This is a genomic window from uncultured Polaribacter sp. (assembly GCF_947500975.1).
GTDB lineage: Bacteria > Bacteroidota > Bacteroidia > Flavobacteriales > Flavobacteriaceae > Polaribacter.
Genome location: NZ_CANMUE010000003.1, coordinates 97,401 through 123,712, shown reverse-complemented (window position 1 = coordinate 123,712; position 26,312 = coordinate 97,401). Strand labels below are relative to the sequence as shown.

Below are 26,312 nucleotides of genomic sequence, written 5' to 3'. Positions count from 1 at the left end.
AACTATTGACATTTTATGAGAACTTTAAAAGGTTTAAAATCAATTTAAAAATGTAGTTATTAACAAAAGTTATAAACAGTAATTAACCAAAAATTATGAATATCTATTTTATTTTTTATGTAAATAAAATGTAAATTTTATGTTGATAAACTTTTATTAAAAACTTAAAATAAAAGTTGCATATATCAATATATACCTTGTATTGTAATAAATATTACATCTACCAAAAAAACTTTTAAAATTTTACAGATACTTCTTAACATTTAAGTAATATAGATAAACTGTTAAAAACGAATATGTTATTAAAAAAGCTAAAATTTACATTGTTAATAACGGTTGATAACCGTTAATTTCTATATTTTTGTTGACATAACTATGTCATTGCGAATGTAATGAAGCAATCTATTAATTAATAAAAAAGATTACTTTGTTATTTTTTTAGTAAAGACAATAATTAAAAATTAAATTATGACAATTGCAATTGGTAATGACCACGCAGGTACAGAATATAAATTCGAAATTATAAAACATTTAGAAAATAAAGGATATAAAGTTTTAAATTTTGGTACTGATACAAATGATTCTATGGATTATCCTGATGCAATTCATCCAACAGCTGATGCTGTAGAAAGTAAAAAGGCAGAATTTGGTATTATTTTATGTGGATCTGGTAACGGCGCACAAATGACTGCAAATAAACATCAAGGAATAAGAGCAGCTTTATGTTGGAATAATGAATTGGTTGCTTTAACAAGACAACATAATAATGCTAATATCTTAACCATTCCTGCACGTTTTGTGTCTTTACAACAAGCTATTGGTTTTGTAGATGTATTTTTAAATACAGAATTTGAAGGTGGAAGACATCAAACTAGAGTTGGTAAAATTTCTTGTTAACTTTTTCAGTCATTGCGAGTTTACGAAGCAATCTCTATATTTATAGACAGATTACTTTATTTTTTTATAATTCGTAATGACGAATATTTATAATTTTTTATAATCTATTATGAATTTCATCACAAAATCCTTTTCAGAATTAAATCCTACAGAATTATATGCTATTCTTCAATTAAGATCAGAAGTTTTTGTGGTAGAACAAGATTGTGTGTATCAAGATTTAGATTTTAAAGATCAAAAATCTTTACATATTTTAGGTTTTAAAAATGAAAAAATAGTTGCCTATACGCGTATTTTTAAACCAGGAGATTATTTTGATAATGCAAGTATTGGTAGAGTTGTAGTTGCAGCACCTGAACGTAAATACGGTTATGGTCACGATTTAATGAAAGTATCTATAAAAGCTATTAAAGATCATTTTAAAGTAGATAAAATTACCATTTCTGCTCAAGTTTATCTACAAAAATTTTACGAATCTCATAACTTTATACAAGTAGGAGAAGAGTATTTAGAAGACGGAATACCACATATTAGGATGATAATTATTTAATTTTTTTAAAAATAATAATAATTATTAATTTAATTTTAACATATTTATTGTGATTTTTTTTTTTTATTATATGTTTGTAACATAAAAACTAATCCCAAATAATTATTAAAAAATGAAAAAAATTAAATTAATTACATTAGTACTTCTATGTACTTTTATTCAATCATGTAACCATGAAGACAGTTCTTTAATAGAAGAAGTAAAACTTACTGATGAAGCACAAAAAACTTTTAACTACTTAGTAGAAGTTGAGAATTACGATCCTAATTCACTTAAAGTTGATTACGATACTAATTCTTTTTTCTATGAAGATGATATAGCTATTTCTTTTGGTGTTGAAGAGTATCAAGAAGAAAGACAAGCGTCAATAAAAGGTTCTAACAATGAATCAGCTCGTAACCGATGGTTTGGTGGTACTGTTTATTACTCTAACTCTAGAAATATTACCTATTATGTAAATAGTAATTTTCCTAGTAATTACAATTCAGCTTTATACTATGCAATTAGACACTGGAATGCTGCGAGTAGAAATATAAATTTTACTAAAGTTAATAATTCTAAACAAGCAGATATAGTTATAGGAGGTTATTATAATAGTAGAGATAATGCATGGGCAAGAGCTGAAATACCTACAGGTAACGGAAATGTAGGTAGTTGGTTAAGTGTTAATTCAAATTATGGAAATAGTGCAAATCTTAATACTAAAATGGTGTTATTAATTCATGAGTTAGGTCATAATCTTGGTTTTGAACATTCAGATTCTACAAGAGGAGATTATATTAGCTCTACTGGAGGTGCTACTTATCATACAAATAATACTTGTGCATCAATTATGAGATCTAGTATGTATGTTTGTGATTGGAGAACTGATTATTCAGGTTGGTCTCTTGCAGATAGGCGTGCTATCCACAATACATATAAATATAAAGATAACTAATTAGAGCATAAAAAGCCTTTTTGTTTTACGCAAAAAGGCTTTTTATTTTTTTTAAAATAAACTTCAACAACTCCACCAACTTCTAAATTACCTAATTCAATTTCTCCAATTCTAACTCTAATTAAACGTAAAGTTGGAAACCCAACAGCAGCAGTCATTTTTCTTACTTGTCTAAATTTACCCTCAGTAATAATTATAGAAACCCAACTTGTTGGGCCATGTCTTTCATCTCTAATTTTATGATTTTTTAATGGAAATTTTGGATTATTTATTAAAAAAGATTTTCCGGGTTTTGTAATGTATTTTTTTCCATCAAAACCAATTTCTACACCACTTTTTAATTTTTCTACAGCTTCTTGGGTTATAATTCCATCAACTTGAACATAATACTCTTTTTCAACTTTATTACTTCTAATTTCTGAAGAAACTTTACCATCTGTTGTTAATAAAAGTAAGCCTTCAGAGGCAACATCTAAACGTCCAATTGCCATGGTTCCTTCAGGAAAATTATACAATTCTCCTAGCATTTTCTTTTTCCTTTTTGTTTGATTATTTATAAATTGAGATAAATAACCCCAAGGTTTATGAATGATAAAATGTTGGTGTTTAATTTTTTATTATTTTAGAGTTAATAATTCCATTATTTGTAAATATTTTTAATAGGTAAATTCCATTTTTAAAATTTTGTATATTTAAATTATTAAAAAATGACTCTTTAATAAACTTACCATTAATATCGTAAACTATGACTTTCTTAAAGATGGCTTTATTAACTTCTATTTTAAAAAAACCATTTGTAGGGTTAGGAAAAACTATAATTTTATTAATTTCGTTTTTAAAATCACCAACATTTAAAGCAGTTTCTATATTATATTTAGACAAGTATCCTCTTAACCAAGAATATTGAGGATAAAGATAAATACTATTTCCAAAATTACTTACTATAATTAAATCTTTATTATTATCAAACTTAAAGTTATAATCAAATAAATTTGGTAGTTTAAATTCTTTTATAACATTAAGCTCTTCATCAAAAACTATTTTTTTGTTTTCGAATTGTAATAAAATTTTATTACTGAAGACAGTATAATAAAAACCAGAATTATTAGGATATTCTAAATCACTAGAAGCTATTTCTTGAAAACTACTATTATATATTTTAAAATAATTATCTTCATTATAAGTTAATATATTATTTCCAATTGGGATTAATTTTCCTAAATTTGAATTAATTTGATAAGAGTTATATTCATTTATACTATTAATTTTATGAAATTTTTTATCTAAATCACTACTACTAGAACCGCTTGTAAAAATTAAAGTTCCATCTTCTTTTATAAGTGGAGCTGTAGATATTGATCCTGAGTAACTTATATTTAAATATCTTTTAAATATTATTTCATTTCCTTTATAGAGAGTTATATTATGATCTACATAAACATTGCCCTCAATAAGGTAAATATAAAAAAGATTATTATTTATAAAATAACCATAATATTCTTTATCATCATAAATTGTTGTATCAATTAAATCTCCTGAATTTGAATTGAAAGAAAGAAGTTCTGTCCAATAAGAAGTTATCCATGTAGTTTGGTTAGTTTCTGAAAATTGAGGAGAAATTATATAAATTTTATTATCTTCTTCGTTTATAACTATTTTGATTGATTGTGTACTTTCTGTTTTAAAAATAATATCTCCATTAGGTGAAATCTTGTATAGTGTATATTTTCTATTCCACCAAACATTATCTTTGTCAGCAACGTTTAAATAAATATTATTATTAGAGTCAAAAACTAAATTATGATAATTATAATTTGAGGTTATATTTTTTACTTCATCTGTTAAGTTCAATTCCCAAAGTTTATTTAAATTAGAATCATATTTAATAATTCTATTGCCAAAAGAAGGAGAATTGCAACCAATATTTAAACACTCAGGGCCTAATTTTTCAGCACTTAAAATAATATAATCATTATTATTATCTATATTAATAACTTGTTGAAATGCCTTTGAAGTTCCTTCTCCAGAAAAAGAATAGGTTTTTTCTACAGTATTTAAATTTATTTTTTCTGCAAATTGATCTAATTGTGTGTAATAATCTGAGTCTGGAAACATTTTATTAAATACAATACCAAAGGAAGTAATTGTGTTATCATCAATTTTTGAAAAATCAATTAAATTATAGGTGTCTGAAGTGGTAAATGAGTTTATTTCTGTTAAGTCTTTAGAAAAAAGTTTAATAATATTATTACTTAAAGTTATAAAAAAAGAATCATCATTATTGTTTTTAAAACCCGTTCCTAGATTGTTTACAATTTCTGTTTCAATTATTTCATTATTCTCGTTTATAGTTAGAGAAGAAAGTATATTATTGTCAAGATTATTTGCTAGATAAATTATTTTTCCCTCATCTATTTTTTTAAAATGACCTAAATAATAATATTTTTTATTAGAATCGCTTTTAATACTATATATAATATCACCATCTAATGAAAATTTTGAAAAATAAATTTTATTTTTTAATTCATTATACCCTTCATTGTTAGCACTACTTATATACAAATTATTATTTAAATAGTTAAGGCTGACATTCTCACTAAAGATTGGATATTTCATAAAATCTATAAAGTGTTCATCTACAATTTCGAAAGAAGAAATATTACCATTGTTTTGAATTTTATATAAATGAAAAGAAAAAATTTGATTATTTTCATCAACAATATTTTTAATTAAAAGATATAATCCATTATTATATAATTTTGCTTTAAATTCTCTGTAAGGAATTTCATAATTATTTGAGTTAATAATATTACCTAGCGCATCAATTTTTAACAAATGGAAAGTACTCGTTCTTTCTCCATTGCTACTATCCACATGATAAAAATCTGTTTCATAAAAAAGACTTAAAGAACCATCATTATTTAAAACCGCATCCATTTGAGAGTAATCTGAATAATCACTTCCATCAATATTTCCAATATTTTTTTGGTAAATAACACTCCCATTTTCATCATATTTTATAATAAAAATTAATCCATTAGATCTAGACTGCGAAAAGCTACTTCGACCAATAACATAAACATCATCATTATCATTTATAAAAGATTTTAATGGTAAGTCGTAAGATAAGTTTGTTGGCACTGAGTAGCGTTTTTGCCAAAGTAAATTATAATTTACATCTAATTTTGTGGTTAGAATATCTGTAAAAGTTGAATCCCTTTCAGTAGTTCCAACTAAAACAGTGTTTTTGTTGCTATCTATATTTGAGAAAAAAGCTTCATCTCTATTTGTGTGACTATTTAATCCAAAGGAAATTGTTTTTTCAGGATTAAGCGTCTCTTGAGAGTAACAAGTTGTGCTTAAAAATATCAAGAAAAAAAATATTTTTTTCATATCATAATTTTATATCAAATATAAGTAAAAAAAAGAATCACTTTTTGTAACTTGTGGCACTTATTTAAAAATAAAATTAGGAAGATTTATGGCAGCAGTAGATAAAGAAAAAGCAGCAAAATTAAAGGCATTACAACTTACTTTAGATAAGTTAGATAAAACTTATGGTAAAGGTTCTGTAATGAAATTAGGTGATGTTGTTACAGTAGAAGTAGATGCAATTTCATCTGGTTCTTTAGGATTAGATTTAGCTTTAGGCGTTGGTGGTTATCCTAGAGGTAGAGTAATTGAAATTTACGGACCAGAATCTTCAGGTAAAACAACTTTAACTTTACATGCTATTGCAGAAGCTCAAAAAGCTGGTGGAATAGCTGCGTTTATTGATGCAGAACATGCTTTTGATAAATTTTATGCAGAAAATTTAGGAGTAGATATAGATAATTTAATTATTTCTCAACCAGATCATGGAGAGCAAGCATTAGAAATTGCAGAGAATTTAATTAGATCTGGTGCTATTGATATTGTTGTAATTGATTCTGTTGCAGCATTAACACCAAAATCTGAAATTGAAGGAGAAATGGGAGATTCTAAAATGGGTCTTCATGCACGTTTAATGTCTCAAGCTTTACGTAAATTAACAGGTACAATTTCTAAGACAAATTGTACAGTAATTTTTATTAACCAATTAAGAGAAAAAATTGGGGTTATGTTTGGTAATCCAGAAACAACAACGGGTGGTAATGCATTAAAATTTTATGCCTCTGTACGTTTAGATATTAGAAGAAGAACTCAAATTAAAGATGGTGATAAAGTTATAGGTAACAGCACCAAAGTTAAAATAGTAAAAAATAAAGTTGCACCTCCTTTTCAAATTGCAGAATTTGATATTATGTATGGACAAGGAATATCTAAAGTTGGAGAAATTTTAGATATTGGTGTAGAATTAGGTATTGTAAAGAAAAGTGGATCTTGGTTTAGTTATGGTGAAACAAAACTAGGACAAGGGCGAGATGCTGTTAAAGGATTGATAAAAGACAACCCTGAATTAGCAGAAGAACTTGAAGGAAAAATTAAAGTTGCTATTGAAAATCAAGAATAAGTATTAAAAGTTCTAACCATTACTTAAAACTGCTATAGAAGTAATCAATCTATAGCAGTTTTTTATTAATATGATAAAAATTACAGAAAACATACATTTAAAAGTAATTACAACTAAAGATTGCGAATCTCTTTTTGAATTGATGAAAGAAGTATATCCTTTGGCTTACAGTCATTTTTGGACTGATAAAGGCAATTGGTATGTAAATACTCAATATGCTAAAGAAAACATATTAAAAGAGCTTTTAGAAGAAAAAGCAGCCTATTATTTTATTGTTTTTAAGGGTGAAATTATTGGGAATTTTAGAATTATTTGGGATGAAAAATTAGAAGGTTTGTCACCAACAAAACAAGTAAAATTACATCGAATTTATTTACACCAAAAAACGCAAGGAAACGGAATAGGTAAAAGTATACTTGCTTGGTTAGAAAAAGAAGCTATTAAAAAAGGGTATGAAATTATTTGGTTAGATGCTATGAATGAGCAACCACAAGCTTTTTTATTTTATAAAAAGTTAGGTTACAAATATCATTCTCATACTTTTTTACCTTATGATTTATTGTTTAAAAACGTAAGAAAAATGAGTCAGGTTTATAAAATTCTTATTTAGAAAGTAATTTTATAAACCATAAAATAAGCACCAAAACCCGTATTAATTATAGCCATTGTTGGCAAACATATGAGAGAACATTTACTAACATCGATTCTAATTTTAATATTATTGGTTTCTTGCAAACAAACTGAAACCAAAAAGGCTGAAATTGTCGAACAAAATGCAACGATTGAATTAAAAACCGAAACGGAAAAAAAAGTTGAGGAAAACATTGCGGAGGAACAGTTTGTAGAAAATGACAGTTTAGCATTTGCTTTTGAATCTGAATTGGAAAATTATGCTCTTAAAAGTTCTTTATTCAAAATAGTGTTAAAACCTTATCAAAACCATCACGACAAAAGTGTTATTGACACAATGAAAACTATGACTTTTGACAAAACTAAATTGGAATTTTATAAAGCAAAAAACTGGGAATCAATTATTGGAGGAATTATCAAAAATCCTGAAATAAAGTTCGTTGATTCATTAAACATCGGAATTAATAAAAGAGCACTTGAAAATATATTAAAAACTAAAATAGAATCTGATAAAGTAACTCTTGGGAATTTAGAGCAAACCTCATTATTCTTTTTTCAATTTGAAAACGGAATTTTAGAATCAATAAAATTTGAGGGTTACTTTGATTAAAATACGATTTGCCAACAACGTATATAATTTATTGCTAGTTCTAGCCTACTTACGAAAATCCGCTAGGATTTTCTATTCGGTTTTTATTTGCTAAATTATGTGCTAAACCACGCAACAAACCATATACAAACACGTTGACTGTAGTACTTTGTGTTATTTTGTCTGTCTGACTTCGTACTTATATATTCCACAATTCTATTTTCTAATATAACGTGAGTTCGACTTAAGCGACTCCTATATTAGGCAAAAATCTTTGTACTTTAATAGAAGGTTTAGCATCAAGAAAAGAGTAAGCAGTTAATCCTGCTATTAAATTTCCTAAGAAGTTATCAAAAGAGCAATGTCTAGAATGTTCAATCTGACAGGTGTTTTTCAAAACATCATTTACAGATTCTTTATTCGCTCTTTTTCTTAGGTAAACTTTGTCCATAAAATCGAGTGCTTTCTTTTTCATGTTTTTTCTTAATTTGGTCACTAAATGGATTCCATCTACAAATAATTTATCGAATAAATCGTTGCCTAGATATCCTTTATCACCATATATTTTTCCGAATATTTTATCGTGAAAGTTTTCGTTTTTGAGTGGGTATCTATCATCTACATTAGCTTTAGTAATCAGAAAATCAATAATTTTGCCCCTTATCATTACAAATTAAATGCAATTTAAAACCATAGAACTAGCCTAGTGTTCCATAGCTTTTTTCTGCAATTCCTTTAAATACTTTATGTTGTTTTTCTCTTTTGTAATGACAAACTTTAACAGCTGTACAATCTATAAAAGAAATACCAGAACATTTACCTAATCCATGAAGTTTTAAGTAGACAGATAAAGGCTGGGTAATTTTCTTTTAGAGTTCAACAAACCGATTATAAGAAACAAGGTCTGGGAAGAAATCGTTGATATGTTTGCAAACATGATAAAGATAAAAGTGTTTTAAATTTCGATAGGATTTTAAATAAAAAATAACCATAATGGTCATTACTTCACTTTTACTCATTTTTGATTTTCTATTTCTTTTTTTAGGTTGAGAAGTGTCTGAAATATTATGGTTTTACTGATAAAATTAATTTTTAGAATTAAAAGAAGTTGCTGTTAAAACAGATGTATCTTTTTTAAATGCTGTTAATGTTCAAGAAAAAAAGCAAATTAAAGGTTTAGAGAATTTAGAAAAACGTTTGCTAAAGGCAGAAAAAAAGAGGCAAAAAGATGTAGTAAACAGAATCACTTTATTACAGAATGAAATTTTACCAAATAATTCTTTAGAAGAACGCCAGCGTAATTTTTCTGAATACTATTTAGAAAACGGGGCTTCTTTTATTATTAAATTAAAGTCTTCTTTAACACCTTTAGAACTTAAATTTTTAATTTTAGAGTTATAGAAAAAACTTTTTAATTGTATTTATTTTGTGTAATTTAGCTTTAACTTACTGTTATATAGATTAATATGAAGCTTTAATAATTTATTTTTAAACTTACTATATTTTACCATGTATAGTAAAGGTGAGTTGTAATTATATCTACAATATAATATCTCAACATGATTAAAAAAAAAATATGCTATATAGTGTTTGTTTTTGTATGTATTATATTAAATAATTGTACAAAACCTATTTCTAAAGAGGATTCTATTACCCATAATAATTTACCAGATAAAATACACCAAGCTATACTAGAGATTGAAACAGATGATAGTATAGAGCTTGCAATTGAAGTTCTTTTTTTTATTGATAATGAAAAAATTGTTTTTAAAGATTCATGTATATTAGGAGAAATAGCTTTTTTAAGAGCGGTTAAAATATACTATTTAAATGGTGAAGAAAGTTACTTAGATTATGCGTTAAATGGTCTTAAATTAAGTGAAGACTGTAATGATTTTAAATTGAAAGCGCAATTAAATAACCTTATTGGGATCTTTTATTATAAGAAAAGAGATTATATAACGGCAGAAAAATATTTAAAAAAATCTGTTTTTTTTGGAGAACAAACTCTTGATAAATCTTTTGTAATTGATACTTATTATACACTGTGTCATTTATATATTGCGATGCTTAAATGGGAAGAACTTAAAGGTGTTGCAAAAAAAGCTATAACCGATATAAATACCAGTGGAATGAAACCTAAAAGGTTGAAGTTCTTTTATATTTATTGGGCAAAAGCACAATATTTTACAGGGGAATATATCTCTGCACATAAAAATTTAAAAAGAGCTTTGGTTGAAACTAAGAAAATAGATACTCTAGAATACAGAAATATAGAGTCATATAAAGAAGAAGATTATAAAGTTTATAGAAATATTTATATAAATTATTCCCAATTATATAAAATAGAAAAGAAGTTTGAATTAGCTTTAAGATACAGAGAGAGAGCTGATTCTTTATTATTTTTTTTTAATAAATTAGATACAAGAAAAAAAATGACTTTTTTAGAAATAGAAAAGTCTTTAAAAGATGAAGTTATACTCATTAAAAACCAACAAATATTTAATCAAAAAATTATTGTTGTTGGTAGTATTTTATTTGTTTTGATGAGTGTGTGTTCAATTTATAGAATTTATACTTCATCAAAAAAACTAAAAATTGCGTTACATCAAAAAGAAGTTTTAAATGGTCAAGTAGAAAACAATTTAAATCAATTAAAAATTACACATAAAGAGCTGGGTGTCAAAAAAAATAAAATAGAGTATTTATTAAAACTAAATGAACAATCTATTTTTACAAAAACATTAAAAATATCTACTTATAAAGATGCTGTAAATAATGTAATGAGTATTATTTCTGAACTAATAGATACAAATGATAAGGTTGGTGTAAATAAATTAATGCCAATTAATATTGCTTTAAGAAATATTATTTCTGAAGAAGAAATTTGGGAAGATTTTAAAATAGATTTTGAAAAAAATAGACCAAATTTCTTTAAAAAGTTGTTAAATATACATCCTGCTTTATCTATAACAGAACAAAAACACTGTGCTTACATTGTAATAAATTTAAGAAGTAAAGAAGTAGCAACTATTCTAAATTTATCTCCTAGAAGTGTAGAAACAATAAGATATAGGATTAAGAAAAAACTAAAATTAAAAACAATAACCTTATTTGATTATCTTAATAAACTATAAGTCTGACTATCACTTAAAGAATTAAATAATAGTCAGATTTGTAGAAAGAATTTTGGGGAATTTGGGGCGTTTTAGATTATGTGTTATACAAATATATTATAATATCTATCAATTATTTTTACATGCAGTATAATTGTAGTATAAAAAATTAGAAGGTTTGTCACCAACAAAACAAGTAAAATTACATCGAATTTATTTACACCAAAAAACGCAAGGAAACTGAATTGGTAAAAAGATACTTGCTTGGTTAGAAAAAGAAGCTATAAAAAAAGGGTATGAAATTATTTGGTTAGATGCTATGGATGAGCAACCCCAAGCTTTTTTATTTTATAAAAAGCTAGGTTACAAATATCATTCTCATACTTTTTTACCGTATGATTTTTTGTTTAAAAACGTAAGAAAAATGAGTCAGGTTTATAAAATTCTTATTTAGAAAGCAATTTTATAAACCATAAAATAAAATAAGCACCAACACCTAATCCACCAAATAAAATCAAAAGCACAAATGTTATTCTAATATTTTTTGCAGAAAACTGCATTTTTGTACTTAACCAGTCACATACTCCTAAAATCATAATTTTTTATTTTTTAATAAGGTTTTTGCAATGTTTTTAATTGCTTTTTTTGCACCTTTTTCAGTGTATAAAAGCAACATTTCTTTATCAATATTTTTAGAATTTAAAACCATTCTTTGTAATATAATACTTTTTGATTCAATGATTTCAAGAGCTATATTTTTAGAATATCCTTTTTCTAAAAACTTTAATCTTAATGCCTCTAGTTTTTCATCAACAATTCCTCTACTTTTTAAAATTCTTTCATCTTTAAATTCTTCTAAAAAAAACATTAATTCTTCTAATTTAGCTACAATTTCTAATCTTTTTTTAGAAGTAAATATTAAATGTGGATTTGCCCAATCACCAGAAATATTAATACAATTATTAGTTTCGTCAAATTCTTCTATGGTATTAATTACTGTTAGTACATATTCTCCGTTAGGATCATCTTCAGGTTTCCATTCCAAATTAATAGAACGATTTCTACGTTCAGATTCCATCCAAAGTAATTCTTGTGGAAAATAATACATAGTGTCTTCATTCGGATCAATTTCAAAAAAACAATTTCTTGTAATTCTCCAATCTGCAGATACTCTTAAAGGTTGATATTCTTGATAAATCAACATGTTAATTATACCCCTGTACTACCAAAACCACCAGCACCACGTTCAGTTTCGTTTAAAACTTCAACTTCTTGCCAATTAACTCTTTCGTGTTTTGCAATAACTAATTGAGCAATTCTTTCTCCATCATTTACAACAAATTCTTCATTAGATAAATTAACTAAAATTACACCAATTTCTCCTCTATAATCTGCATCTACCGTTCCAGGACTATTTAAAACTGTAATTCCTTTTTTAGCAGCCAAACCACTTCTTGGTCTTACTTGTGCTTCAAAACCAACAGGTAAAGCTATAAATAAACCTGTTTTTACAATCGCTCTTTCTAAAGGCTTTAAAGTAATTGATTCTGCCAATTCTGCTCTTAAATCCATTCCTGCAGAACCCTCAGTTTCATAGGCGGGAATTTGATGTTTAGATTTATTAATGATTTGTACGTTCATTGCTTTTAATAAATATGATGATTGACAAATATAATAAATCAACCTAGTATTCATTATAAGTTAATAGTTTTCTTACTTTTGAATTTCAAAAATTATAAAACATGGATACACAACTAAAGATTGCAGTTTTAGGAGGAGGAAGTTGGGCAACAGCTATTGTAAAAATGTTGTCAGAAAATCTTAATACTATTGGTTGGTATATGAGAAATGAGCAAGCAATAGCTCATATTAAAAAAGATCATCACAACCCAAATTATCTTCAATCAGCAGAATTTAATCCATCACAATTAGATTTATTAAATGATATAAATGCAACTGTTGCTAAATATGATATTTTAATTTTTGCAGTTCCCTCTGCATTTTTAACATCAGAATTAGTAAAGTTAACAGTTTCTTTAAAGGATAAAATTATTTTTTCAGCCATAAAAGGAATTGTACCCGAAACAGGTTTGATTATTGGCGAACATTTCAATCAAAAATTTAATGTTCCTCTTGAAAATATTGGTGTAATTACAGGGCCTTGTCATGCAGAAGAAGTTGCTATGGAGCGTTTATCCTACTTAACAATTGCTTGTCAAGATGAAGAAAAAGCCAATTTTATGAGTAATGCTTTAAATAGTTGGTATATAAAAACCAAAATTTCTGATGATATAATTGGTACAGAATACGCAGCTATGTTAAAAAATATTTATGCTGTTGCTGCTGGTATCGCTCATGGTTTGGGTTATGGAGATAATTTTCAAGCAGTTTTAATAAGTAATGCAATTCGTGAAATGAAACGCTTCATTAAAAAAGTACATAAAATGAAACGTAACATTAATAACTCTGCTTATTTGGGCGATTTATTAGTAACAGGATATTCAACTTTTAGTAGAAATAGATTGTTTGGAAACATGATTGGTAAAGGTTACACAGTTAGATCTGCGCAAATGGAAATGAGAATGATTGCAGAAGGTTATTATGCTACTAAAAGCGCCTTTAAAATGAAGGAAGATAACAAAGCGAAAACACCCATAATTGATGCTGTTTTTAATGTTTTATACAATCATAAAGATCCTAAAAAAGAATTTAAAAAGTTGACCGATAAATTAGATTAATTGTTTAATTTTGAACATTATTATAATTTATTAAACAATTACAATGAAAACAATACAAGAAGTTGTAGAAAGTACCATTAGAAAAACACCGTTTATAGAAGAAGCTTTAAATGAAAAGTTGATTAATGTTTCATCTTTAGCAAGAATAATTTTACCAGATGTTTCTGCAGCTTTAAAAAAAGAAGTAAAAGTGGGGGCAGTTATGATGGCAATAAACAGGCTTTCTCCAGCAAGCGAATTACGTATCAGAAAAAACATAAAAAAGCTTGCTTTAGATTTAGGTGATGTAATTGTACGTTCTGACTTATGCGATTTTACCTTTAAAAACACACCTTCTTTATTAAGAGAAATTGCAAAAATTTTGACAAAGTCTTCAGAAAATTCTGATTACTTTTTAACAGTTTCTCAAGGTATTTTTGAAACTAATATTGTTACCAGTAAAAATTTACAACCTTTTGTAAAAGAAATTTTTGAGCAAGAAATATTAATTAATAGTGTATTAGATTTGGCTTCTATTACTATTAAGTTGCCAAAAGAAAATTTAGAACAATCGGGTATTTATTATTTTATTTTAAAGCAATTGGCTTGGGCAGATATTCCTTTACAAGAAATTATTTCTACTACAAACGAAATGACAATTGTTGTAAAAGAGGAAGATATAAATCAAACATTTTCTATTTTAATGGATATGAAATTAAACTAAAAAATGGCAAAACAAGATCCTTATGCAGCTTTAAGAATTAAGGAATTCAATATTTTTTTATTTGTTAGATTTCTATTAGTTTTTGGCTGGTCTATGCAATTTATTGTTATAGAATGGCAAGTTTATAGCATTACAAAAGACCCTTTATCTTTAGGTATAATTGGCTTAATGGAAATTATTCCTGCCTTTTCTATGGCGTTATTTGCTGGTCATATTGTAGATCAGAAAGAAAAAAGAAATTTATTAGCCCTTTGTACAGCAGCTTTTTCTTTAATAAGTTTAGGTTTATTTTTTTTAACTACAGATACTATTATTGCAAATTGGTCTACAAATTCAATATTATATTCAATTTATGGATTGGTGTTTTTTGGAGGGTTTTTACGTTCATTTTTTGGACCAACAATTTTTTCTTTAGTGGCTTTATTGGTTCCTAAAAATATATATCATAATGCTGCAACTTGGAGTACAAGTACTTGGAAAACTGCATCCGTTACTGGAGCGCTTTGTGGAGGTTTTTTTATTAGTTGGATACATGTTGACAATACATTATTACTTGTTTTTATTTTAGTATTATTATCTTTTATTACCCTTTTTCAAATAAAAAAGAAACCAATTTTAAATAAAAAAATAGGTGAACCTATTAAAGAAAGTTTAAAAGTTGGTGTAAAATTTGTGTTTCAAAATAAAGCAATTTTAGGAGCTCTGTCTTTAGACATGATTGCGGTTTTATTTGGAGGAACTGTAGCTATTTTATCCGTTTTTGCACAAGATATTTTAAAAGTGGGGCCAGAAGGTTTTGGGCTTTTAAATGCATCAATTTCTATGGGAAGTATTGTAACTATGTTGTTAACAACCTACATTCCTATCAATAAAAATACTGGTAAAAAAATGTTGATTTCAGTTTTTATTTTTGGATTAAGTATGATTGCTTTTGGATTATCTTCAATTTTTTGGGTAAGTGTTTTAGCTTTGTTTATAAGTGGTGCTGCAGATGGAATTTCTATGGTTATTCGTCAAACCATTTTACAATTAAAAACACCTGATGAAATGAGAGGTAGAGTTTCTTCTGTAAATTCTATGTTTGTGGGTTCTTCAAACGAATTAGGTGCTTTTGAGAGTGGTTTAGCAGCCAAATTAATTGGACCAGTTGCTGCTGTGGTTTTTGGCGGAACGATGACTTTAATTACTGCCGTTACTACTGGGATTGTAAGCCCAACAATTAGAAATTTAGATCTTACAGATGATATAGAAAAAAATGAAAAGTAAGGTTAGTTTATTTTAAAATATCTGTTGGTAAACCATCAATACTGGTTTGATTTTTATCTTCCCAATATTGTTCAATCTTTTCTTTTCCTTGAGAAATTGCCCAATCATTTAATTGATTTCTCTCGCCTTTATATTCATAAAAAGGAATAGACATTCCACAAGAATCTTGAGCACTTTCAACTGTAATATCAAAAATTTGTCTTGCTCCAGGAATTTCTGGAAATAATTTAATAGCATCATTCCAAGCCTCATCTTTTGGATGAATTGCTTTTCCTTTACCGTAAATTCTAAGAATATTAGGATTGCCATCAAAAGCACAAAACATTAAAGTAATTTTATTGTTTTCTAAAATATGAGCAGCAGTTTCGTTTCCACTTCCAGTTAAATTTAACCAAAGAATTCTATTTTGATCTACTACCCTAATAGAATCCATTCCTTTAGGGGATAAATTAATTCTACCTTCAATTGGCGCAGTTGCTACAAAAAACATTTTTTGAGCTTCCATAAATTTTTGAACTCGAGAAGTAATTTTGGTGTAAAATTTAGACATGTTAATTTTCTAGTTAAGTTATGCAATTTACAAATTATGACTTAATAAATTTACTACCTTTAACAAAACAAAAACTATTTTTTATGGAATATGGATTTCTATCAATAATTCCACCAATTGTGGCAATTATTTTAGCATTAAAAACCAAGCAAGTTTATATAGCATTATTATTTGGTATTTGGTTTTCTTGGATAATTATCAAAGGCTGGAATCCTTTAGATGGAACTTTAGCGATGATAGAAGCAATGGTAAATGTTTTTCAGTCAAAAGGAAATACAAGAACCATTATGTTTAGTGCTTTGGTTGGTGCTTTGTTAATTTTTATTCAATATTCTAGAGGTGTTGAAGGTTTTATAAATATCATTAATAAAAGGTTAGAAAAACTTGAAACTAAAAAAACGGGCTATAGCAGAGTAATGGTACAAATTTTAGCCACTTTAACAGGCTTATTATTGTTTGTAGAAACAAGTATTAGTTCTTTAACCGTAGGCACTTTATATCGCCCAATTTTTGATAAATTAGGCATTCCAAGAGAAAAATTAGCTTACATAGCAGATTCAAGTTCTGCACCTTCATCCATTTTAATTCCGTTTAATGCTTGGGGTGCTTTTATTATGGGATTATTATTGACACAAGGTATTGACAAGCCATTTCCTGTAATGATGTCATCCATCAAATATAATTTTTATCCACTTTTAGCCATCGGAATCTTATTTTTTATCATCTTATCAAAAAAGGATTTTGGAGCTATGAAAAAAGCCGAAAAAAGAACGAAAGAAACAGGTTTATTAATGAATAAAGGTTCAAAACCAATGGTTTCTGATGAGGTTACTTCTTTTCCACCAAAAGAAGGGATAGAAGCAAAAGCATACAACATGATTGTACCACTTTTGGTAATGGTTTGTATGATGCCAATAAACTTAATTTACACTGGTTGGAGTGCTGTAAAAACATCAACATCTACCTTAGACCATATTCAACAAGCAATTGGTGAAGGATCTGGTTCTTCTTCTGTTTTGTATGCAGTAATAACTGCTATTTTAGTGGCAATGATTATGTATTTTATACAAGGAATTATGAAGCCTAAAGAAGCTGTAAATTTAACCTTAAAAGGAATTAGCGAGTTAATGCCTTTAGCTTTATTAATGTTATTAGCGTTTGCAATTGGTGATGCTTGTAAAGAATTAGAAACAGGTGTTTATGTTGCCAATGTTACAAAAGATTGGTTATCGCCAGAGTTATTACCAGCTGTTGTTTTTATAATTAGTTCTTTTATTGCGTTTTCTACAGGAACTTCTTGGGGAACTTTTGCAATTATGTTGGCTATTTCTGTACCAATGGCTAATATCCATGGAGCAGATATTACAATAGTTGTTGCTGCAACTTTAGGTGGAGGAATTTTTGGAGATCACTGTTCACCAATTTCGGATACTTCAATTATATCATCAATGGCTTCTGCTAGCGATCATATAGATCATGTAAAAACACAATTACCTTATGCTTTATTTGGTGGTGTAATTACAGTAATTATGTATTTAATTATTGGGTTTTTGGGGTAAGGTCATTACGAAGGAGGAACGACTGAAGTAATCTGTTAAAATTGTATTTCTAATTATAAAATTGCTTCACTATCTTGGGAATGATAAATTGAATGATTCAATACATTTTCGATAATACTAAAATTGAAATAACCAACCTTCACTTAAATCATTCCAATCAGAGTTTTCTAGGTTTATTAAATCTTCTTTTCTTTTTCTATTTCCAGCTTTTAGTTGTTTTTCTCTAGCTATTGCATCGTTTATATTATCAAACTCTTCAAAATAAACTAATTTATCACAATTGTATTTTGAAGTAAACCCTTTAAATACTTTTGTTTTATGCTGATAAATTCGTTTTATAAGATTACTTGTAACACCAATATATATAACTGTATTATTTTTATTAGTTAAAAAATAAATGTGTGCCTTTTTCATAACTAAATATAATAAATTATCGTCATTACGAAGGAGGAACGACTGAAGTAATCTGTTTATTTTTAGTTCAATTTATGAGATTTCTTTAATTACCATTCGTAATGACAAAGAGATTGCTTCGTACCTCGCAATGACAAACTGTGTGTCATTACGAAGGAAGAATGACTGAAGTAATCTGTTAAAATTGTAATTCTGTTTGTAAGATTGCTATAATTACCATTCGCAATGTCTAACTAGCCAAAACACCACGTTTTTTCAATTCAGGAATTGTACGCAAAGCACCTTCTTTAACAGTGTTTTCTTTGAATAAAAATGTTTTTTCAAATAAGGTGTTTCCTTCAAAAAAAGTAACTTGAAAACGATTATTTAATTTGAATAATTCTGGTTGCATAAACTCTATTTTAGCAAATGAATTAGCAGGTAATTTTTCTACTTTTTTACGTAATAAAGAGGTTGTTTTTGTATCAGAAAAACCTTGAGAAACAATAACAACCATCTCTAAATCAACGTTTTTATTGTTGATAAGATATACGTTCCAATCATCAGTTTTATAAATATCATTGTATTCATAAACCACAGCCATTTCTAGATTGGTAACTTCAGGTATTTGAATGTCTTTTTTCATTGCTTAAAATTCACCAAATTTTGTAAAAATCTTCTTTTGAGATAAGATCTCCATCACAATCATTAATAGTTAGTGTTTGATCACATAATCCACCAAATTCATCTTCAAGATTTTCTAAACTATATTTTACAATCTTTCCGTTTTTATAAACAGTAATTTGTTTTAATACTTCATCAGCATCATTAGTTTCAAAATACCAAGTTGAGGTTCCCCAATCTGCATATTCATCATCTCTATTTTCGTCCCAAAACTGTGAAAAATAGTTCATTATATAACAGATTTAAATTGCTCTAAGAAACGTTTATCATTTTCATAAAACATTCTAATATCTGGTATTTGGTATAATAACATTGCAATACGTTCTATTCCCATTCCAAATGCATAACCTGAGTATTTAGTTGGGTCTATGTTTGCATTTTTTAAAACATTAGGGTCAACCATTCCGCAACCCATAATTTCTAACCAGCCTGTACCTTTTGTAATTCTGTAATCAGTTTCAGTTTCTAAACCCCAATAAATATCTACTTCTGCACTTGGTTCTGTAAAAGGGAAATAAGAAGGACGTAAACGGATTTTAGATTTTCCAAACATTTCTTTTGTAAAGTATAAAAGAGTTTGTTTTAAATCAGCAAAAGAAACATCGGTATCAATATATAAACCTTCTACTTGATGAAAAATACAATGTGCTCTAGCAGAAATATCTTCATTTCTAAAAACTCTTCCTGGAGAAATTGTTCTTATTGGTGGTTTATTTTCTTCCATATAACGTACTTGCACAGAAGAAGTATGCGTACGTAATAAAATATCTGGATTTTGTTCAATAAAAAAAGTGTCTTGCATGTCTCTGGCAGGATGGTATTCTGGCAGGTTTAATGCTGTAAAATTATGCCAATCATCTTCAATTTCTGGCCCTTCAGAAACGGTAAAACCAATTCTATTAAAAACATCAATAATTTGATTTTTAACTAGAGATATAGGATGACGCGAACCTAACTCAATTGGTTCTGAAGGACGTGTTAAATCGCCATAAACGCCTTTTTCTTCAATATTATTTTCTAAAGACTCATTTAGTTCTACAACTTTTCCTTCAGCAGATTTCTTTAAATTATTTAAAGCTTGTCCAAAATCTTTACGCAATTCAGCATCTACATTTTTAAACTCTGCAAACAAATCTTTTAACAAACCTTTGCTTCCTAGATATTTAATTCTAAAAGCTTCTACTTCTTCTTTTGTATTTGCTTTAAAAGCTTCTACATCACCAATAAGTTCTTTAACCTTATCTAACATTTTCTACTAAATTAGAAGGCAAATTTAGTGTTTTTTAAAGAGTTTTAAGGTTGATTTTTAAACAAAACAGTAAGTGCTTTCGAAATCGATTGAAATAAGGGTTTTTGGTAAAAAAATAAAAAACAATTTTTATTTTGTGAATTCAGAAATTAACTATATTTGTAGCATTAAAATTTTATATAATTCGTAAAAAATCATACCGAAAATTATGGAGTTAAAAATTAAAGAGTTTATGGAAATGGTTAAAAGTAGAAATAACCACGAGCCAGAATTTTTACAAGCTGTACAAGAAGTTGCAGAAACTGTAATACCATATATTGTAAATCATGATATTTATCATGGTAAAAATATTTTGTTAAGAATGGTTGAGCCAGAAAGATTAATTTCTTTTCGTGTTTCTTGGGTAGATGATAGTGGAGAGATTCAAGTAAACAGAGGTTATAGAATTCAAATGAATTCTGCAATTGGCCCATATAAGGGTGGTTTGCGTTTTCATCCAACCGTAAATGCAAGTATTTTAAAGTTTTTAGCTTTTGAACAAGTGTTTAAAAATTCTTTAACAACTTTACCAATGGGTGGAGGAAAAGGAGGTTCTGATTTTGATCCAAAAGGAAAATCTGATAACGAAATTATGCGTTTCTGTCATGCTTTTATGAGTGAATTATTTAGACATATTGGTCCAAATACAGATGTACCAGCAGGAGATATTGGAGTGGGTGGACGTGAAATAGGTTTTATGTTTGGTATGTATAAAAAACTAAAAAATGAGTTTACAGGTGTACTTACAGGAAAGGGTGCTTCTTGGGGTGGTTCTTTAATTAGACCAGAAGCAACAGGTTATGGTAATGTATATTTTGCTCAAAATATGTTATTAAGAAATAATAATTCTTTTGAAGGAAAAAGAGTTGTAATTTCTGGATCTGGAAATGTAGCACAGTATGCGGCAGAAAAAGCTATTGAGTTAGGTGCTAAGGTTTTAACCTTGTCTGATTCTGGAGGATATATTGTTGATGAAGAGGGTATTGATACAGAAAAGTTGAAGCATGCTATGTACATCAAAAATGAAAAAAGAGGTAGAATTAGTGAATATGTAGAGAAATATCCAAATGCAAAATTTGTTGCAGGAGCAAGACCTTGGTCTGTAAAATGTGATATTGCATTACCTTGTGCAACTCAAAATGAGTTGAATGGAGATGAAGCAAAAGAGCTTGTAAAAAATGGATGTATGTGTGTTTCTGAAGGAGCAAACATGCCATCTACCCCAGAAGCAATTCACGAGTTTACAAAAGCAAAAATATTATTTGCGCCAGGAAAAGCATCAAATGCAGGTGGTGTTGCTACTTCTGGTTTAGAAATGAGTCAAAATTCTTTAAGAATTTCTTGGTCTAGAAAAGAAGTAGATTCTAGATTAAAAGATATTATGGAAGATATTCATGATTCTTGTGTACAATATGGAGAAAATGAAGATGGTTCTATAGATTATATTAAAGGTGCAAATATTGCAGGTTTTGTAAAAGTAGCAGACGCTATGTTAGCACAAGGAGTTATATAAATTTTAGTAGTAAATTCAAATTTGAAAAGCGCATCAATTTAATTGATGCGTTTTTTGTTTTCATAAATTATTACTGTAATTTTAAAAAAAATATACGACCTTTTATTTTTTTAATGAATGATTTTAATTTCACACTTTTTTTTCGGGTTTGTTTTTGCTTTTGTGGGTTCAATAACACCGAGTATGTTAAATATGACTGCTTTAAAAATTAGTTTAGAAAAAAACAAAAAAGAAGCAAATATTTATGCATTAGGTGTAGCAATTATTGTTTTTATTCAAGCTTATTTAGCAATTTTATTAACTAAATATATTACAGAGAATCCTGATTTTTTAAAGATTTTAGAAAAAACAGGAATTGTAATTTTTATATCTCTATCTTATTATTTTTATAAGCAATATAAAAGTGATAAAGCAATAACTGAAAGCCAAAAAGTAAGTAGCAATAAATCTTTTTTAAAGGGGATAACTCTATCCTCATTAAATATGTTTGCTATTCCTTTTTTCTTTGCAATAACAACTACATTAGAAATGTTTAATCTTTTTAGCTTTAAAAAATTACCAGTTTTTTTATTTGTGATAGGATCATTAATTGGTACTTACTGCATTCTTTTTTTATATGTAAAAAATGCTCAGAAAATTAAACAAAAAATAGGAAAATTAACAAAAGATATTGATTTGGTTTTAAGTATTATAACAGGAGTAATGGCTTGTTTTAGTCTTATAAAAATAGTTTTTTTTAAATAAAAATAGATGCAAATTATAAAGAATAAAATTGTTAATGGAAAACATGAAAAACCAATTGTTACAGATGTTTTTTTTGAAGAAACAAAACTACCAAAACCAGTTGTAATTTTTTGTCACGGTTATAAAGGGTTTAAAGATTGGGGTGCTTGGAATTTAATGGCAAAATCATTTGCTAAAGCAGGTTTTTTCTTCATTAAATTTAATTTTTCCCATAATGGAGGTACGGCAGAAAACCCAATCGATTTTCCAGATTTAGAAGCTTTTGGGAATAATAATTACACCAAAGAATTAGATGATTTAGAATCAATAATTGATTGGATTTCTAATAATTCTGATTTTAAAAATGAAGCTAAAATTAATAATATCTCTTTGCTTGGACATAGCAGGGCAGGAGGGATTGTACTTTTAAAATCGAATGAAGATAACAGAATTAAAAAAGTAATTACGTTAGCTGGAGTTTGCGATTTTGGTAAAAGAACAGCCACAATTGGTAACTTAGAAAATTGGAAAAAAACAGGTGTAAAATATGTTGTAAATGGAAGAACCAAACAACAAATGCCTCATTTTTATCAGTTTTATGAAGATTTTATAAATAACCAAAAACGATTAAATATTAAATCTGCTGTAGAAAATTTAGAAATTCCGCATTTAATAATTCATGGAGATAATGATACTTCTGTATTTATTGATGAAGCAAAAAATCTTCATCAATGGAACCCTAAAAGTGAGCTTCAAATTATAGAAAAAGCAAATCATGTTTTTAATGTTTCTCATCCTTGGAAAGAGGATATTTTATCTAAAGAATTAAAAGAAACGGTAGATGTTTGTGTTAATTTTTTAAAATAGAAGGTAATTACTACTGCAAGTAATTTTGTAAATTAGAAAAATGGAATTAGAACCTCCTTTTAGAAAAATTATTCATGTAGATATGGATGCATTTTATGCATCTGTAGCAGAATTAGATAATCCTGAATTAAGAGGAAAAGCAATAGCTGTGGGCGGAAATGAAATTAGAGGAGTAATTTCTGCAGCAAGTTATGAAGCACGTAAATTTGGAGTAAAATCGGCTATGAGTGGCGTTTTAGCAAAACAAAAATGTCCGCATTTAATTTTTGTGAAAAGCAACTTTGTACGTTACAAAGAAATATCAACAAAAGTTAGAGAAATCTTTTATGATTATACAGATCTAGTAGAACCTCTTTCTTTGGATGAAGCGTATTTAGACGTTACTAATAACAAAAAAGGAAATCCGTCTGCAAATGATATCGCTAGAGAAATTAGGCAGCGTATTTTTGAAGAAACAGGTTTAAGAGCTTCCGCAGGAATTTCTATTAATAAATTTATAGCAAAAGTAGCTTCAGATATTAATAAACCTAACGGACAAAAAACAGTTCATCCAGATGAAGTTATTCAGTTTTTAGAAGAACTGCCAGTCAATAAATTTTACGGAGTTGGTAAAGTTACTACTGCCAAAATGTATAATTTAGGCATTTTTGTAGGTAATGATTTAAAGAAAAAAACCTTAGAAGAATTAACAAATTTTTTTGGTAAATCTGGAACCCATTATTACAATATTGTTCGCGGAATTCATAATAGCAAGGTAAAACCGAATAGAATTAGAAAATCAATTGCCGCTGAACGTACCTTTTTCGAAAACATTTCTTCAGAAATTTTTATGTTAGAAAAGCTAGAAAAAATTGCAGATGAACTAGAAAAAAGGATGAAAAAAACCGATACAAAAGGAAAAACCATCACTTTAAAAATTAAATATTCCGATTTCACCCAGCAAACAAGAAGTAAAACCAACCCAAACTTTATGCAACAAAAAAGTGAATTTTTTCCTGTTGTAAAAGAGTTGTTATATCAAGATAAATTAAAAAATTCTGTACGATTATTAGGTCTTTCTTTTGGTAATTTAAACACCGAAAAGAAAGAACCAGTTTTTGTACAGTTAAAATTTGATTTTTAACAAAACATGATAGATTACGTTAATAAAAGGAGTAATTTAAAATAATAATTAAATGATTAAAATCATAAGAACAAATTCAGAAAATATAGATTTTATAAATCTTGTAAAGAAGTTAGATGCCTATTTAAAAATTACTGATGGAGATGAACATGATTTTTACAATCAGTTTAATAATATTGATGTTATAAAAAATGTTGTTGTAATTTATGTTGATGATATTGCTGTGGGTTGTGGTGCCATAAAAAAGTTTGATAAAAATGGGGTAGAGGTAAAAAGAATGTTTGTTATTGAAGAGAGTAGAGGTTTAGGAATTGCGCAAAAAATTCTTTCAGAATTAGAAGTTTGGGCAAAAGAATTAGGCTATAAAAAATGCGTTTTAGAAACAGGTAAAAGACAAGTTGAAGCTGTAAAGTTTTATTATAAATGTGGGTATAAAGTAATTGCAAATTACGGACAATATACAAATATGGAAAACAGTATTTGTTTTGAAAAATTGGTGTAAATGAACTATAGTTATTGGGAGTTAAAAGAATGGTTTACCAATATTGATTTTACAATTGTTGGTAGCGGAATTGTAGGTTTAAATTGTGCTTTAGAACTCAAAAAAAAATATCCAAAAGCAAAAATAGTAATCCTAGATAAAGGAATATTGCCTCAAGGTGCAAGTACTAAAAACGCAGGTTTTGCTTGTTTTGGAAGTTTGTCGGAAATTATAGACGATTTAAATTCACACTCAGAAGAAGAGGTTTTTAATTTGGTTGATAAACGTTGGAAAGGTTTACAATTATTAAGAAAAAATTTAGGTGATAATAAAATCGATTTTCAGCAAAATAAAGGTTTTGAATTGTTTGATAACAAAACTTTTTTTGAAAAATATATTTTTAAAAAATATGCAATTAATCAACTTTTAAAACCAATTTTTAAAGAAGATGTATTTACAATTTCTGATAATGCTTTTAGGTTTCAAAAAACACATCAACAATATATTGTAAATAATTTTGAAGGGCAACTTGATACTGGAAAAATGATGTCAGAATTACTTCAAAAAGCACAAGAATTAGGTGTTAAAATTCTAAATAATATTACTGTTGAAAGCTTTGTAGAAAAAGAATCTAAAATCAATATAAAAACAAACAAATTAGATTTTTATACAAATAAATTATTAATTGCTACTAATGGGTTTTCAAATAAATTATTTGATGAAAATGTAAAACCTGCAAGAGCACAAGTTTTAATTACAAAGCCAATTAAAAATTTACATATAAAAGGGACTTTTCATTTAGACAAAGGGTATTATTATTTTAGAAATATTGATAATAGAATTTTATTTGGTGGTGGTAGAAATCTCGATTTTAAAACGGAAGAAACAACAGAATTTGGGCAAACAGAAATCATACAAAAATCTTTAGAAAAAATTTTAAAAGAAACTATTTTACCCAATATAAATTATGAAATTGAACAAAAATGGAGTGGAATTATGGGTGTTGGAAACCAGAAAAAAGCAATTGTAAAACAAATTTCTAATAATGTTTTTTGTGGAGTTCGTTTAGGAGGAATGGGTATTGCAATTGGCAGTTTGGTAGGTAAAGAATTGGCAGATTTAGTGTAGTATCAATATTTTTTTAAAGAAAAAAACCTTATAAAAATAAAATTCCGAAAACGATTTTATTCATTTTCGGAATTAATTTTATAAA

General features: G+C 27.3%; 30 protein-coding genes and 1 pseudogene. 19 read left to right on the top strand and 12 right to left on the bottom strand.

Annotation, left to right across the window (positions count from 1 at the left end):
* The first annotated feature begins 468 nt into the window (after nucleotides 1–468).
* The 3 genes from rpiB (at nucleotide 469) to Q0733_RS04285 (ending at nucleotide 2,384) form a co-directional block, all read left to right on the top strand.
* Nucleotides 469–897 carry a ribose 5-phosphate isomerase B gene (gene rpiB, locus Q0733_RS04295; protein ID WP_298779390.1) on the top strand — a complete coding sequence of 143 codons (429 nt, stop codon included), beginning with the start codon at nucleotides 469–471 and terminating at the stop codon, nucleotides 895–897.
* Between the two features lie 109 nt (nucleotides 898–1,006).
* Complete coding sequence (locus Q0733_RS04290; protein WP_298779387.1) at nucleotides 1,007–1,447, top strand: GNAT family N-acetyltransferase; 441 nt, start codon at nucleotides 1,007–1,009, stop codon at nucleotides 1,445–1,447.
* A 112-nt stretch (nucleotides 1,448–1,559) separates the two neighbouring features.
* Entirely contained in the window at nucleotides 1,560–2,384 is an 825-nt protein-coding gene (locus Q0733_RS04285) for a M57 family metalloprotease (protein WP_298779385.1), read from the top strand.
* On the opposite strand, the gene Q0733_RS04280 is transcribed toward Q0733_RS04285, so the two are convergent.
* On the bottom strand, nucleotides 2,381–2,977 hold the full coding sequence (locus tag Q0733_RS04280; protein WP_298779908.1) for a pseudouridine synthase: 597 nt from the start codon (nucleotides 2,975–2,977) through the stop codon (nucleotides 2,381–2,383). The genes Q0733_RS04285 and Q0733_RS04280 overlap by 4 nt on opposite strands.
* Before the next feature lie 13 nt (nucleotides 2,978–2,990).
* Nucleotides 2,991–5,777: a T9SS type A sorting domain-containing protein gene (locus tag Q0733_RS04275; protein WP_298779383.1), complete on the bottom strand. Its 2,787-nt coding sequence runs from the start codon at nucleotides 5,775–5,777 to the stop codon at nucleotides 2,991–2,993.
* Between the two features lie 88 nt (nucleotides 5,778–5,865).
* Here Q0733_RS04275 and recA point away from each other — a divergent pair, with 88 nt between their 5' ends.
* From recA to Q0733_RS04260, 3 genes are all read left to right on the top strand, one after another.
* A complete protein-coding gene (recA, locus tag Q0733_RS04270) occupies nucleotides 5,866–6,876 on the top strand; it encodes a recombinase RecA (RefSeq protein WP_298779381.1) in 1,011 nt (336 codons plus the stop codon).
* 70 nt (nucleotides 6,877–6,946) lie between these two features.
* On the top strand, nucleotides 6,947–7,486 hold the full coding sequence (locus Q0733_RS04265) for a GNAT family N-acetyltransferase (protein WP_298779378.1): 540 nt from the start codon (nucleotides 6,947–6,949) through the stop codon (nucleotides 7,484–7,486).
* 69 nt (nucleotides 7,487–7,555) lie between these two features.
* Nucleotides 7,556–8,116 (top strand): hypothetical protein, encoded by a 561-nt coding sequence (locus tag Q0733_RS04260; RefSeq protein WP_298779376.1) that lies wholly within the window; start codon nucleotides 7,556–7,558, stop codon nucleotides 8,114–8,116.
* A gap of 223 nt (nucleotides 8,117–8,339) precedes the next feature.
* Here the strand turns inward: Q0733_RS04260 and Q0733_RS04255 are convergent, their stop codons facing one another.
* Both Q0733_RS04255 and Q0733_RS13115 read right to left on the bottom strand, forming a co-directional pair.
* Nucleotides 8,340–8,762, bottom strand: a complete 423-nt coding sequence (locus Q0733_RS04255) for a transposase (RefSeq protein ID WP_298779374.1) — start codon at nucleotides 8,760–8,762, stop codon at nucleotides 8,340–8,342.
* Nucleotides 8,763–8,793: 31 nt separating this feature from the next.
* Nucleotides 8,794–8,892, bottom strand: coding sequence for a transposase (locus Q0733_RS13115; RefSeq protein ID WP_367276292.1), 99 nt, complete (start codon nucleotides 8,890–8,892; stop codon nucleotides 8,794–8,796).
* Nucleotides 8,893–9,199: 307 nt separating this feature from the next.
* Between Q0733_RS13115 and bshC the strand changes: the two are divergent.
* From bshC to Q0733_RS13110, 3 genes and pseudogenes are all read left to right on the top strand, one after another.
* Nucleotides 9,200–9,496 (top strand): annotated as a pseudogene (bshC, locus tag Q0733_RS04250) (bacillithiol biosynthesis BshC); the annotation flags it as partial.
* Nucleotides 9,497–9,654: 158 nt separating this feature from the next.
* A complete protein-coding gene (locus Q0733_RS04245) occupies nucleotides 9,655–11,232 on the top strand; it encodes a LuxR C-terminal-related transcriptional regulator (protein WP_298779371.1) in 1,578 nt (525 codons plus the stop codon).
* Nucleotides 11,233–11,455: 223 nt separating this feature from the next.
* Nucleotides 11,456–11,665, top strand: a complete 210-nt coding sequence (locus Q0733_RS13110; RefSeq protein WP_367276291.1) for a GNAT family N-acetyltransferase — start codon at nucleotides 11,456–11,458, stop codon at nucleotides 11,663–11,665.
* Here Q0733_RS13110 and Q0733_RS04240 read toward each other — a convergent pair.
* Genes Q0733_RS04240 through dut form a run of 3 tightly spaced genes read right to left on the bottom strand, consistent with a single transcriptional unit; the run spans nucleotide 11,658 to nucleotide 12,852 of the window.
* On the bottom strand, nucleotides 11,658–11,807 hold the full coding sequence (locus Q0733_RS04240) for a PspC domain-containing protein (protein WP_298779369.1): 150 nt from the start codon (nucleotides 11,805–11,807) through the stop codon (nucleotides 11,658–11,660). The genes Q0733_RS13110 and Q0733_RS04240 overlap by 8 nt on opposite strands.
* The gene (locus Q0733_RS04235) at nucleotides 11,804–12,415 is read right to left on the bottom strand and encodes a hypothetical protein (RefSeq protein ID WP_298779367.1); all 612 of its coding nucleotides are present in this window, start codon (nucleotides 12,413–12,415) and stop codon (nucleotides 11,804–11,806) included. The genes Q0733_RS04240 and Q0733_RS04235 overlap by 4 nt, the downstream gene beginning before the upstream one ends.
* A gap of 5 nt (nucleotides 12,416–12,420) precedes the next feature.
* The gene (dut, locus tag Q0733_RS04230) at nucleotides 12,421–12,852 is read right to left on the bottom strand and encodes a dUTP diphosphatase (RefSeq protein ID WP_298779360.1); all 432 of its coding nucleotides are present in this window, start codon (nucleotides 12,850–12,852) and stop codon (nucleotides 12,421–12,423) included.
* Between the two features lie 101 nt (nucleotides 12,853–12,953).
* On the opposite strand from dut, the gene Q0733_RS04225 reads away from it, so the two are divergent.
* From Q0733_RS04225 to Q0733_RS04215, 3 genes are read left to right on the top strand one after another with little or no spacing between them, the layout of a single operon-like run.
* Complete coding sequence (locus Q0733_RS04225) at nucleotides 12,954–13,949, top strand: NAD(P)H-dependent glycerol-3-phosphate dehydrogenase (protein WP_298779358.1); 996 nt, start codon at nucleotides 12,954–12,956, stop codon at nucleotides 13,947–13,949.
* A 43-nt stretch (nucleotides 13,950–13,992) separates the two neighbouring features.
* On the top strand, nucleotides 13,993–14,652 hold the full coding sequence (locus Q0733_RS04220) for a hypothetical protein (protein WP_298779356.1): 660 nt from the start codon (nucleotides 13,993–13,995) through the stop codon (nucleotides 14,650–14,652).
* Between the two features lie 3 nt (nucleotides 14,653–14,655).
* A complete protein-coding gene (locus tag Q0733_RS04215) occupies nucleotides 14,656–15,918 on the top strand; it encodes an MFS transporter (RefSeq protein WP_298779354.1) in 1,263 nt (420 codons plus the stop codon).
* A gap of 7 nt (nucleotides 15,919–15,925) precedes the next feature.
* Here Q0733_RS04215 and Q0733_RS04210 read toward each other — a convergent pair whose 3' ends face one another.
* On the bottom strand, nucleotides 15,926–16,468 hold the full coding sequence (locus Q0733_RS04210; RefSeq protein ID WP_298779351.1) for a pyridoxamine 5'-phosphate oxidase family protein: 543 nt from the start codon (nucleotides 16,466–16,468) through the stop codon (nucleotides 15,926–15,928).
* Nucleotides 16,469–16,551: 83 nt separating this feature from the next.
* Here Q0733_RS04210 and Q0733_RS04205 point away from each other — a divergent pair, with 83 nt between their 5' ends.
* A complete protein-coding gene (locus Q0733_RS04205; RefSeq protein WP_298779350.1) occupies nucleotides 16,552–18,027 on the top strand; it encodes a Na+/H+ antiporter NhaC family protein in 1,476 nt (491 codons plus the stop codon).
* A gap of 117 nt (nucleotides 18,028–18,144) precedes the next feature.
* Here the strand turns inward: Q0733_RS04205 and Q0733_RS04200 are convergent, their stop codons facing one another.
* The 4 genes from Q0733_RS04200 to pheS form a co-directional block, all read right to left on the bottom strand.
* On the bottom strand, nucleotides 18,145–18,441 hold the full coding sequence (locus Q0733_RS04200) for a GIY-YIG nuclease family protein (protein WP_298779348.1): 297 nt from the start codon (nucleotides 18,439–18,441) through the stop codon (nucleotides 18,145–18,147).
* A 229-nt stretch (nucleotides 18,442–18,670) separates the two neighbouring features.
* Nucleotides 18,671–19,066, bottom strand: a complete 396-nt coding sequence (locus Q0733_RS04195; RefSeq protein ID WP_298779346.1) for a hypothetical protein — start codon at nucleotides 19,064–19,066, stop codon at nucleotides 18,671–18,673.
* A gap of 10 nt (nucleotides 19,067–19,076) precedes the next feature.
* Nucleotides 19,077–19,334 (bottom strand): hypothetical protein, encoded by a 258-nt coding sequence (locus tag Q0733_RS04190; RefSeq protein WP_298779345.1) that lies wholly within the window; start codon nucleotides 19,332–19,334, stop codon nucleotides 19,077–19,079.
* Nucleotides 19,334–20,353: a phenylalanine--tRNA ligase subunit alpha gene (gene pheS / locus Q0733_RS04185; RefSeq protein ID WP_298779344.1), complete on the bottom strand. Its 1,020-nt coding sequence runs from the start codon at nucleotides 20,351–20,353 to the stop codon at nucleotides 19,334–19,336. The genes Q0733_RS04190 and pheS overlap by 1 nt, the downstream gene beginning before the upstream one ends.
* Nucleotides 20,354–20,561: 208 nt before the next feature.
* On the opposite strand from pheS, the gene gdhA reads away from it, so the two are divergent.
* The 6 genes from gdhA to Q0733_RS04155 all read left to right on the top strand — a co-directional run bounded on the left by gdhA (nucleotide 20,562) and on the right by Q0733_RS04155 (nucleotide 26,227).
* The gene (gene gdhA / locus Q0733_RS04180) at nucleotides 20,562–21,905 is read left to right on the top strand and encodes an NADP-specific glutamate dehydrogenase (protein ID WP_298779342.1); all 1,344 of its coding nucleotides are present in this window, start codon (nucleotides 20,562–20,564) and stop codon (nucleotides 21,903–21,905) included.
* 117 nt (nucleotides 21,906–22,022) lie between these two features.
* Complete coding sequence (locus tag Q0733_RS04175; RefSeq protein ID WP_298779341.1) at nucleotides 22,023–22,649, top strand: LysE family transporter; 627 nt, start codon at nucleotides 22,023–22,025, stop codon at nucleotides 22,647–22,649.
* Nucleotides 22,650–22,655: 6 nt separating this feature from the next.
* The gene (locus Q0733_RS04170) at nucleotides 22,656–23,495 is read left to right on the top strand and encodes an alpha/beta hydrolase (RefSeq protein ID WP_298779339.1); all 840 of its coding nucleotides are present in this window, start codon (nucleotides 22,656–22,658) and stop codon (nucleotides 23,493–23,495) included.
* Between the two features lie 40 nt (nucleotides 23,496–23,535).
* The gene (gene dinB / locus Q0733_RS04165) at nucleotides 23,536–24,618 is read left to right on the top strand and encodes a DNA polymerase IV (protein ID WP_298779337.1); all 1,083 of its coding nucleotides are present in this window, start codon (nucleotides 23,536–23,538) and stop codon (nucleotides 24,616–24,618) included.
* A gap of 52 nt (nucleotides 24,619–24,670) precedes the next feature.
* Nucleotides 24,671–25,120: a GNAT family N-acetyltransferase gene (locus Q0733_RS04160; RefSeq protein ID WP_298779335.1), complete on the top strand. Its 450-nt coding sequence runs from the start codon at nucleotides 24,671–24,673 to the stop codon at nucleotides 25,118–25,120.
* On the top strand, nucleotides 25,121–26,227 hold the full coding sequence (locus Q0733_RS04155; protein ID WP_298779334.1) for an FAD-binding oxidoreductase: 1,107 nt from the start codon (nucleotides 25,121–25,123) through the stop codon (nucleotides 26,225–26,227). It abuts the gene before it with no gap.
* The last annotated feature ends 85 nt before the right edge of the window (nucleotides 26,228–26,312 follow it).

Bases quoted from the DNA above. Each gene is read 5' to 3' on its own strand.
- rpiB (WP_298779390.1), top strand. From the start codon at position 469: ATGACAATTGCAATTGGTAATGACCACGCAGGTACAGAATATAAATTC.
- Q0733_RS04290 (WP_298779387.1), top strand. From the start codon at position 1,007: ATGAATTTCATCACAAAATCCTTTTCAGAATTAAATCCTACAGAATTA.
- Q0733_RS04285 (WP_298779385.1), top strand. From the start codon at position 1,560: ATGAAAAAAATTAAATTAATTACATTAGTACTTCTATGTACTTTTATT.
- Q0733_RS04275 (WP_298779383.1), bottom strand. From the start codon at position 5,777: ATGAAAAAAATATTTTTTTTCTTGATATTTTTAAGCACAACTTGTTAC.
- recA (WP_298779381.1), top strand. From the start codon at position 5,866: ATGGCAGCAGTAGATAAAGAAAAAGCAGCAAAATTAAAGGCATTACAA.
- Q0733_RS04265 (WP_298779378.1), top strand. From the start codon at position 6,947: ATGATAAAAATTACAGAAAACATACATTTAAAAGTAATTACAACTAAA.
- Q0733_RS04260 (WP_298779376.1), top strand. From the start codon at position 7,556: ATGAGAGAACATTTACTAACATCGATTCTAATTTTAATATTATTGGTT.
- Q0733_RS04255 (WP_298779374.1), bottom strand. From the start codon at position 8,762: ATGATAAGGGGCAAAATTATTGATTTTCTGATTACTAAAGCTAATGTA.
- Q0733_RS04245 (WP_298779371.1), top strand. From the start codon at position 9,655: ATGATTAAAAAAAAAATATGCTATATAGTGTTTGTTTTTGTATGTATT.
- Q0733_RS04240 (WP_298779369.1), bottom strand. From the start codon at position 11,807: ATGATTTTAGGAGTATGTGACTGGTTAAGTACAAAAATGCAGTTTTCT.
- Q0733_RS04235 (WP_298779367.1), bottom strand. From the start codon at position 12,415: ATGTTGATTTATCAAGAATATCAACCTTTAAGAGTATCTGCAGATTGG.
- dut (WP_298779360.1), bottom strand. From the start codon at position 12,852: ATGAACGTACAAATCATTAATAAATCTAAACATCAAATTCCCGCCTAT.
- Q0733_RS04225 (WP_298779358.1), top strand. From the start codon at position 12,954: ATGGATACACAACTAAAGATTGCAGTTTTAGGAGGAGGAAGTTGGGCA.
- Q0733_RS04220 (WP_298779356.1), top strand. From the start codon at position 13,993: ATGAAAACAATACAAGAAGTTGTAGAAAGTACCATTAGAAAAACACCG.
- Q0733_RS04215 (WP_298779354.1), top strand. From the start codon at position 14,656: ATGGCAAAACAAGATCCTTATGCAGCTTTAAGAATTAAGGAATTCAAT.
- Q0733_RS04210 (WP_298779351.1), bottom strand. From the start codon at position 16,468: ATGTCTAAATTTTACACCAAAATTACTTCTCGAGTTCAAAAATTTATG.
- Q0733_RS04205 (WP_298779350.1), top strand. From the start codon at position 16,552: ATGGAATATGGATTTCTATCAATAATTCCACCAATTGTGGCAATTATT.
- Q0733_RS04200 (WP_298779348.1), bottom strand. From the start codon at position 18,441: ATGAAAAAGGCACACATTTATTTTTTAACTAATAAAAATAATACAGTT.
- Q0733_RS04195 (WP_298779346.1), bottom strand. From the start codon at position 19,066: ATGAAAAAAGACATTCAAATACCTGAAGTTACCAATCTAGAAATGGCT.
- Q0733_RS04190 (WP_298779345.1), bottom strand. From the start codon at position 19,334: ATGAACTATTTTTCACAGTTTTGGGACGAAAATAGAGATGATGAATAT.
- pheS (WP_298779344.1), bottom strand. From the start codon at position 20,353: ATGTTAGATAAGGTTAAAGAACTTATTGGTGATGTAGAAGCTTTTAAA.
- gdhA (WP_298779342.1), top strand. From the start codon at position 20,562: ATGGAGTTAAAAATTAAAGAGTTTATGGAAATGGTTAAAAGTAGAAAT.
- Q0733_RS04175 (WP_298779341.1), top strand. From the start codon at position 22,023: ATGATTTTAATTTCACACTTTTTTTTCGGGTTTGTTTTTGCTTTTGTG.
- Q0733_RS04170 (WP_298779339.1), top strand. From the start codon at position 22,656: ATGCAAATTATAAAGAATAAAATTGTTAATGGAAAACATGAAAAACCA.
- dinB (WP_298779337.1), top strand. From the start codon at position 23,536: ATGGAATTAGAACCTCCTTTTAGAAAAATTATTCATGTAGATATGGAT.
- Q0733_RS04160 (WP_298779335.1), top strand. From the start codon at position 24,671: ATGATTAAAATCATAAGAACAAATTCAGAAAATATAGATTTTATAAAT.
- Q0733_RS04155 (WP_298779334.1), top strand. From the start codon at position 25,121: ATGAACTATAGTTATTGGGAGTTAAAAGAATGGTTTACCAATATTGAT.